Annotated in this window: 5 protein-coding genes; 3 read left to right on the top strand and 2 right to left on the bottom strand. The window is 63.2% G+C overall.

The window, feature by feature from the left end; all coding sequences use genetic code 11:
• Positions 1-581 precede the first annotated feature (581 nt).
• Positions 582-1,466 (bottom strand): non-homologous end joining protein Ku, encoded by an 885-nt coding sequence (gene ku / locus JOZ76_RS01570; protein ID WP_291696880.1) that lies wholly within the window; start codon positions 1,464-1,466, stop codon positions 582-584.
• A 116-nt stretch (positions 1,467-1,582) separates the two neighbouring features.
• On the opposite strand from ku, the gene ligD reads away from it, so the two are divergent.
• The 3 genes from ligD to JOZ76_RS01555 all read left to right on the top strand — a co-directional run bounded on the left by ligD (position 1,583) and on the right by JOZ76_RS01555 (position 6,163).
• Positions 1,583-4,222 carry a DNA ligase D gene (ligD, locus tag JOZ76_RS01565; protein ID WP_441299956.1) on the top strand — a complete coding sequence of 880 codons (2,640 nt, stop codon included), beginning with the start codon at positions 1,583-1,585 and terminating at the stop codon, positions 4,220-4,222.
• Positions 4,223-4,273: 51 nt separating this feature from the next.
• Entirely contained in the window at positions 4,274-4,582 is a 309-nt protein-coding gene (locus JOZ76_RS01560; RefSeq protein WP_291696878.1) for a polyhydroxyalkanoic acid system family protein, read from the top strand.
• 201 nt (positions 4,583-4,783) lie between these two features.
• Positions 4,784-6,163, top strand: a complete 1,380-nt coding sequence (locus JOZ76_RS01555; protein ID WP_291696877.1) for an MFS transporter — start codon at positions 4,784-4,786, stop codon at positions 6,161-6,163.
• Between the two features lie 14 nt (positions 6,164-6,177).
• Here the strand turns inward: JOZ76_RS01555 and JOZ76_RS01550 are convergent, their stop codons facing one another.
• Positions 6,178-7,071, bottom strand: a complete 894-nt coding sequence (locus JOZ76_RS01550; protein WP_291696876.1) for a LysR family transcriptional regulator — start codon at positions 7,069-7,071, stop codon at positions 6,178-6,180.
• Positions 7,072-7,117: the final 46 nt, after the last annotated feature.

Here is a 7,117-nt window from a genome sequence, read left to right as displayed (position 1 = left end):
GGCAATTATCCCACAGCCAACCATCCGCTGCTTGCGTCACTGCAAACGGACACTCCGCAGGCATCTCTACGAGCCTCCACGAAAACGTCGATATCAATCGATGCCCGTGCTATCTTAACGCCTATGCGGCATTCCCTGCGCCCTCTTTCAATTCAGAGGGTGACTTGCAGCAACACTCGGACGCATCAGCGCCGCGAGAATGCGACTCATGTTCGCGCGATCCGCATCATTCTCAACTGTCATTGCCCGCGAAAAGCGGGCAATCCAGTACGCCGCGGCTTCTCGGCTCAAGCACTGCCGTCTCTGGAATACTGGGTCGCCCGGTCCCGCCGGCGCCAAAGGCTTCGGCGGGGCCACGATCTCAAGGGCGCGCCGGAGCTTTAGCGAAGGCGGCAAGCCGGGCGATGACAGATGAGTAGCTGTTTGACATCTTGAATCGGCAAGGAACGTTGCTGTCGTCCCGCGCAGAGCCGGCGGCGCGAAATTTCGCAGGGTGGGCAAAGGCGCGTATGCGCCGTGCCCACCATTGGCCACGACAGCGCGTCGGTGGGCTCGCTTCGCTTGGCCCACCCCACCGTTCCCTACCCTGCCCTCCGATGCCGCGTGGTGGTCCGACGCGATCGCTTGGCACTGCGCCGCTGCGGCGAACGCCGCTCGTGCGATTTCGCCGTCGCATGCCGGCTCCGGCCTTTGCTCTTCAGGCTCTGCTTCAAGGCATCCATCAGGTTGACAACGTTGCTCGACCGTTCTTCGCGCTCCTCGGGCTTGATCGACTTGCCCGCGGCCTTGCGCTTGACCAGCGCCTTCAGAGCCGTCTCATACTCGTCCTTGAATTTTGACGGATCGAAATGCGCGGCCTTGGTGTCGAGGATATGACCGGCGAGTTCGACCATGTCGCTGGTGATCTTGGGGCTCCTGATGTCCTCGAAGAAATCGGCCTCGTCGCGCAGCTCGTAAGGATAGCGCAGCGTCGTGCCGAGCAGGCCCTTGCCGAGCGGCTCGATCGCCATGACGTGCTCGCGATTGGTGAGCACGATCCGTGCGAGCGCCACCCTGTCCTGATCCTTCATCGCGTCGCGGATCACGGCAAAGGCGTCGAGCGCGGCCTTGCCGTCGGGCGCGATGTAGTAGGGGTGGTTGAGATAGCGCTGGTCGATCTCCTCGCGCGGCACGAAACTGTCGATGTCGATGCTGTGATTGCTCTCGATCTGGACCGCGTCCAGCTCCTCCGGCTCGATCTCGACATACTTGCCCTTGGCGAGCTCATAGCCGCGGGCCTTCTGGTCGCCTTCGACCACCTCGCCGGTCTCGGCATCGATCATCTGCTGCTTCAGCCGGTGCCCGGTCTCCTTGTTGATCAGGTGAAAACGGGTCTTCGCCGCCGCGGTCGAGGCCGGATAGAGCACGACCGGGCAGCTCACCAGCGAGAGCTTGAGCGTCCCTTTCCAATAGGCGCGAGGAGCCATCGCAATCGTCCGCATTGTCAGAGGCTTATCGGAACTCCAACGGGCCTTGGCCGTTTTGGTTCCGGGAGGCTTTACGTGATAGGCTTCGGTCGACACAGCCAGAGAGAGTGATCGTGTTGCAGAGGGACCTCTCCACCTACCGCAAGAAGCGGGATTTCGAGAAGACCAGCGAGCCCTCCGGCGAAACCAGGGTTGCGCCTGCGAAGCGGCGGCGGTTCGTGATCCAGAAGCACGATGCGACCCGGCTGCATTACGACCTCCGGCTCGAATTCGACGGCGTGTTCAAGTCATGGGCGGTCACGCGCGGCCCGTCGCTCGACCCGCACGACAAGCGGCTGGCGGTCGAAGTCGAAGATCACCCGCTCGACTATGGCGATTTCGAAGGCACGATACCGAAGGGCCAGTATGGCGGCGGCACCGTGATGCTGTGGGACCGCGGCTATTGGGAGGGCGACGATCCCGAAAGAGGTTTCAAAAAGGGCGATCTCAAATTCACCCTCGAGGGCGGCAAGCTGCACGGCAGTTGGGTGTTGGTGCGGATGCGGCATGACCGCGACGGCGGCAAGCGCACCAACTGGCTTTTGATCAAGCACCGCGACGAATATGCCAGGGAGGGCGAGGACAACAATATCCTCGATGAGGACAAGTCGGTCGCCTCGGGCCGGACCATGGAGCAGATCGCGGCCGGCAAGGGTAGGGCGCCGAACCCGTTCATGATGGTCAAGAGCGGCCGTGGCAAGGCCGATGCGGTGTGGCACTCGAACCGCGGCGAGGCGGCGGACGCGCGCGCCGCCACCAAGGCGGCAAGCACGGCCAAGGCCAAAAAAGTCTCTGCGATGCCGGACTTCGTCGCCCCCGAGCTCTGCACGGCGGTGGAGCGGCCGCCCTCGGGCGCGGGCTGGGGCCATGAGATCAAGTTCGACGGCTATCGCGTCCAGCTTCGCGTCGAGGGCGGCGAAGCCACGCTGAAGACACGCAAGGGGTTGGACTGGACCGACAAGTTTGGGTCGATCGTCCGGCAGGCCGGCGCGCTGCCTGACGCCATCATCGACGGCGAGATCGTTGCGCTCGATCACGCGGGTCATCCGAATTTTTCCAGCCTGCAGGCGGCGATTGCCGATGGCAAGACCGACAAGCTGATCTTCTTCGCCTTCGACCTGTTGTTTGCCGATGGCATGGACCTTCGCCGCCTGCCGCTGCGCGAACGCAAGGAACGCCTCGAGGCGCTGCTTGAGGCGCGAAAGGCAAAGGCGAAGTGCATCCGCTATGTCGAGCATTTCGAGGTCGACGGCGATGCCATGATGCAGTCGGTCCGAGAAATGTCGCTCGAAGGCATCATCTCCAAGAAGCTCGACGGCGCCTATCACTCCGGCCGCACCGAAAGCTGGACCAAGGCCAAGGCGCGCGCAGGGCAGGAGGTCGTGATCGGCGGCTGGAAGACCACAAGCGGCAAATTCCGCTCGCTGATGGCCGGCGTCTATCGCGGCGACCATCTGGTCTTTGTCGGCATGGTCGGCACCGGATTTGGGCAGGACACGGTCAAGCGGATCATGCCGGCACTGAAGGCGAATGCGTCGGACAAAAGTCCGTTCGGCGGGACCAATGCGCCGCGCAAGGCCCGCGACGTGCATTGGCTGAAGCCGGAGCTGGTTGCCGAGATCGAGTTCGCGGGCTGGACCGCCGACGGAAATATCAGGCAGGCGGCGTTCAAAGGGCTGCGTCAGGACAAGTCGGCGCGCGAGGTCAAGGCCGAGCGGCCGACGATGACCGAAATGGCGCAGCCGGTGGCCGCCAAGGCGCCGGTGCAGCGCGGCCGGCCCACCGCGAGTCATCGCAGCGAGGGCAACGGCAAATCGGCCGAGGTGATGGGCGTGGCCATCTCAAAGCCGGACAAGGAGCTGTGGCCAGACGGCGGCGACGGCGGTGCCGTCACCAAGCTCGATCTCGCGCGCTATTTCGAGACGGTCGGCGATTGGATCATCGACTACATCAAGGGGCGGCCGTGTTCGATCATCCGCGGCCCCGACGGCATCAAGGGCGAGTGCTTCTTCCAGCGCCATGCCATGCAAGGCTCGCCAAAATTTCTCGAACTCGCCAATGTCTCCGGCGATCGCAAGCCCTACCTGCAGATCGACCGCATCGAGGGACTGGCAGCGGTGGCGCAGATCGGCGGGCTGGAGCTGCATCCCTGGAACTGCGCGCCCAATGCTTATGATACGCCGGGAAGGCTGGTGTTCGATCTCGATCCGGCGCCGGATGTCGATTTCGACGAAGTTGTCGCGGCGGCCAGGGAGATGCGCCAGCGCCTCTCCGACCTCGGCATGGAGAGTTTTTGCAAGACCACTGGCGGCAAGGGCCTCCATGTCGTGGTCCCGCTACTCCACGGCACCAGGGACAAGGTGACCTGGCCGGAGGCGAAGGGGTTTGCACAGGGCGTCTGCCAGTGGATGGCCAATGACGCGCCGGACCAGTATCTTCTGAACATGTCGAAGAAGCTGCGCAAGGGAAAGATCTTTCTCGACTATCTGCGCAACGACCGCATGTCGACGGCGGTCTCCGTGCTCTCGCCGCGCGCGCGCGACGGCGCCACCGTCTCGATGCCGCTGACCTGGGCGCAGCTGAAGTCCGATCTCGATCCGAAGCGCTACACGATGCGCAGCGTCCCGGCCCTGCTGGCGAAGACCAAGGCGTGGCAGGGCTATGATGACGCAGCCTCCTCGATCAAGGCGGCGATGAAGAAGCTCGCGACCAGATAGCGGCGGTGATTTTGATAAGGACGATTATCTCGGTCCGGAAGAGGTTTTGAGATGTCCGCTCCGCTCGTCGTATCCATTCCGCACAAGCTCGGCCGGGACGAAGCGATGCGGCGGCTGAAAGGCGGGCTGTCACGGGCGGCGGCCAGCGTGCCCGTGCTGACCGTCGACGAGGAGCGCTGGGAGGACAACAGGATGCTGTTTCGTGTCCGCGCGCTCGGGCAGGTGGCCTCTGGCCAGGTCGATGTGGCTGATGATCATGTTCGCCTGGAGGTGGTGCTGCCCTGGCTGCTGCAGCGCTTTGCGCAAATGGCCCAGCTCGCCATTCGCGATCGCGGTACCAAATTGCTGACCAAGGAGTGAGCCGGAGGGGGTCGCTTTTGTTTCGCTCCTTTCTCGTTTCGAGAAAACAGTTTTCCGACAATGCACCTTTTTCTTCGCCAGCCGAACGCTAACCATCCAAAACCATAACCGCTACCGCCGTTTACGCCTGGATGCGGAGACGGCCGGTAATCTGCGGACAAATCACAACAAGACGCTTCAGGGAAACGGCAGGGAGTTCACATGAACGAGGAGGTCGATGTTTCCAGCATCGTCGAACAGCAGAAGCTGAACAGCTTTCTGGTCGCGCTGGTGGTGGGATCCTGGGTCATCACCTTCTTCGATGGCTTTGACATGAACGTCATTTCCTTCGCGGCGCCCTACATCGCGCCGCAGTTCCACCTCGACAAGGTGATGATGGGAAAAGTGTTTTCGATCGGGCTCGCCGGTACCATGGTCGGCGGATTTTTGTTCGGCTATCTCGGCGACAAGATCGGGCGCCGTCCCTCGATCATCGCTGCCACCGCCGCGTTCAGCGTGCTGACCATGGCCATCGCATTCTCGAAGAGCTACGAGCAACTGCTGACGCTGCGCTTCCTCGACGGTATCGCGATCGGCGGCATGCTGCCGCTGAGCTGGGCGCTCAACATCGAGTATGCGCCCAAACGTTTTCGCGCGACCATCGTGACCACCGTTATGGTCGGCTACTCCTTGGGGACGGCGTTGGGCGGGCCCGTCACGGTGTGGCTCGCGCCGCGATATGGCTGGGGATCGGTCTTTTTGGTCGGCGGCGGCCTGTCACTGCTGTCGGCGATCGGTCTCCTCGTCATGCTGCCGGAGTCGGTGCGATATCTTGCCAGCCAGGGCAGGAAGCCGGAGACCATCGCGCGGATCGTCCGCCGGCTGGCGCCGGATCTGGAACTGCCGGCTAATCCGCGCTTCGTAATCACCGACGAAGCGGCGGGCGGCAAGTCGTTCAACGCAAAACTGCTGTTCGAGAACGAATTGCGCGTGATCACCCCGCTGTTGTGGATCGCCTATATCTTCTCCTCGATGACCGCGTTCTTTCTCGCGACCTGGACGCCCCTGGTGTTCGAGGCGCTCGGCTTCTCCCGCCAGACGGCGGCGCTGGCCGCGACCGTCAATTCCGCGTTCGGCGCGCTGGGCGGCTTGTCGCTGATGCGTTTCACTGACAGGTTCGGTGCCATCGCCATCACGGTCATGCCGCTGCTTGCAATCCCGCTGCTGCTGGTTGCCGCCTTCGCCGATCTCGGCTCCGACGGTTTTCTGGTTGCGAGTGCGTTCATCACGCTGTTCCTGATCGGGGGTCATTTCGGACTGCACAGCATCGCCGGCATTTTCTATCCGTCCGCCTATCGCAGCAACGGCACGGGCTGGGCCACCTCAGTCGCCAAGATCGGATCGATCGCGGGCCCCTATATCGCCGGCCTCATCCTCGCAACCAGCCTGCCGGTGCGGAACATTTTTGCCGTCCTCGCCATCTGTCCGGCGGTGTTCGTGGTCTGCATTCTCATGATCGGCAGGATGCATACCAAAATTCTCGGCCGGGAGACGAAGCCGGCAGCGGTCGAGGCAAATCTCGTGGTCCAGGAGGCGCAATGAGCCGTTGCCTGTCACTATGCCCCAAGCTGCAGCGGCTGGATCTCGTCCTTGATCCAGCGCAGCAGGCTCTGCACGCCGGCCTTCTTGAGCCTGTTCTGCGGGATCAGCGCCTTCAGCCACAATTCCGGGACCGGATAGTCCGGCAGCAGCAGCTTCAGCGCGCCGCTCGCCAGCGAGGGGCGGGCGATGTAGCGCGCCATGGTCGCAATCCCGAGCCCCCGGCAGGCGGCGTCGTGCAGCACCTGGCTGTCATTGGCGGACAGCCGGGGGTGGACCTCGACGCTGATGGTGCCGCGCTCGCTCTCGAACGACCAGGTCGAACCCGTGGTCTGGAACGTCAGGCAGTCATGCGCGGCAAGGTCTATGGGATGCATCGGCTCGCCGCGCTGCTCGAGATAGCAGGGTGCCGCGCACAGTACGCGCGGATAGCGGCACAGCGGCTCGTCGAGCACGTTCGGATAGGACGCGGGCATCGCGCCGATCGCGACGTCGAACCCTTCCTCGATCGGGTTGACCGAACGGTCAATCAAGGCGAGCTCGATGCTGATGCCGGGGTGCTTGACCTGATAGGCATTCAGGATCGATCCGAAATTGAGGATCGTGAGGGTCGTCGGACACTTGATGCGCAGGTGCCCCTCGATCCGGTCGCTGGGCGATCTCGCGCCGCGGAGCGCATCCTCGATCTCGCTGACGATGGTCTGATAGCGGGGAAAGTAGCGCTCCCCCGTCTCGGTCAGCACCAGCCGCCGGGTCGAGCGCACGAACAGTTGCGCGCTCATCTGGTCTTCGAGGCGGTTGATGCGCTTGACGATCACGGATGGCGCCACATCGAGCTGCCGCGCGGCCGCCGAAAAGCTGCCGGCGCGGGCCGTCGCCAGAAACGCCTTGATGTTCAGCAGCGTGTCCAAATGTCTTTCTCGCTTCGAGAAAAGCAATCATGCCATATCGGCCTTT

This window comes from Bradyrhizobium sp. (genome assembly GCF_019244115.1).
GTDB lineage: Bacteria > Pseudomonadota > Alphaproteobacteria > Rhizobiales > Xanthobacteraceae > Bradyrhizobium.
The sequence above is the reverse complement of the archived record's forward strand: the minus strand, read 5'-3'. Positions and strand labels throughout refer to the sequence as shown.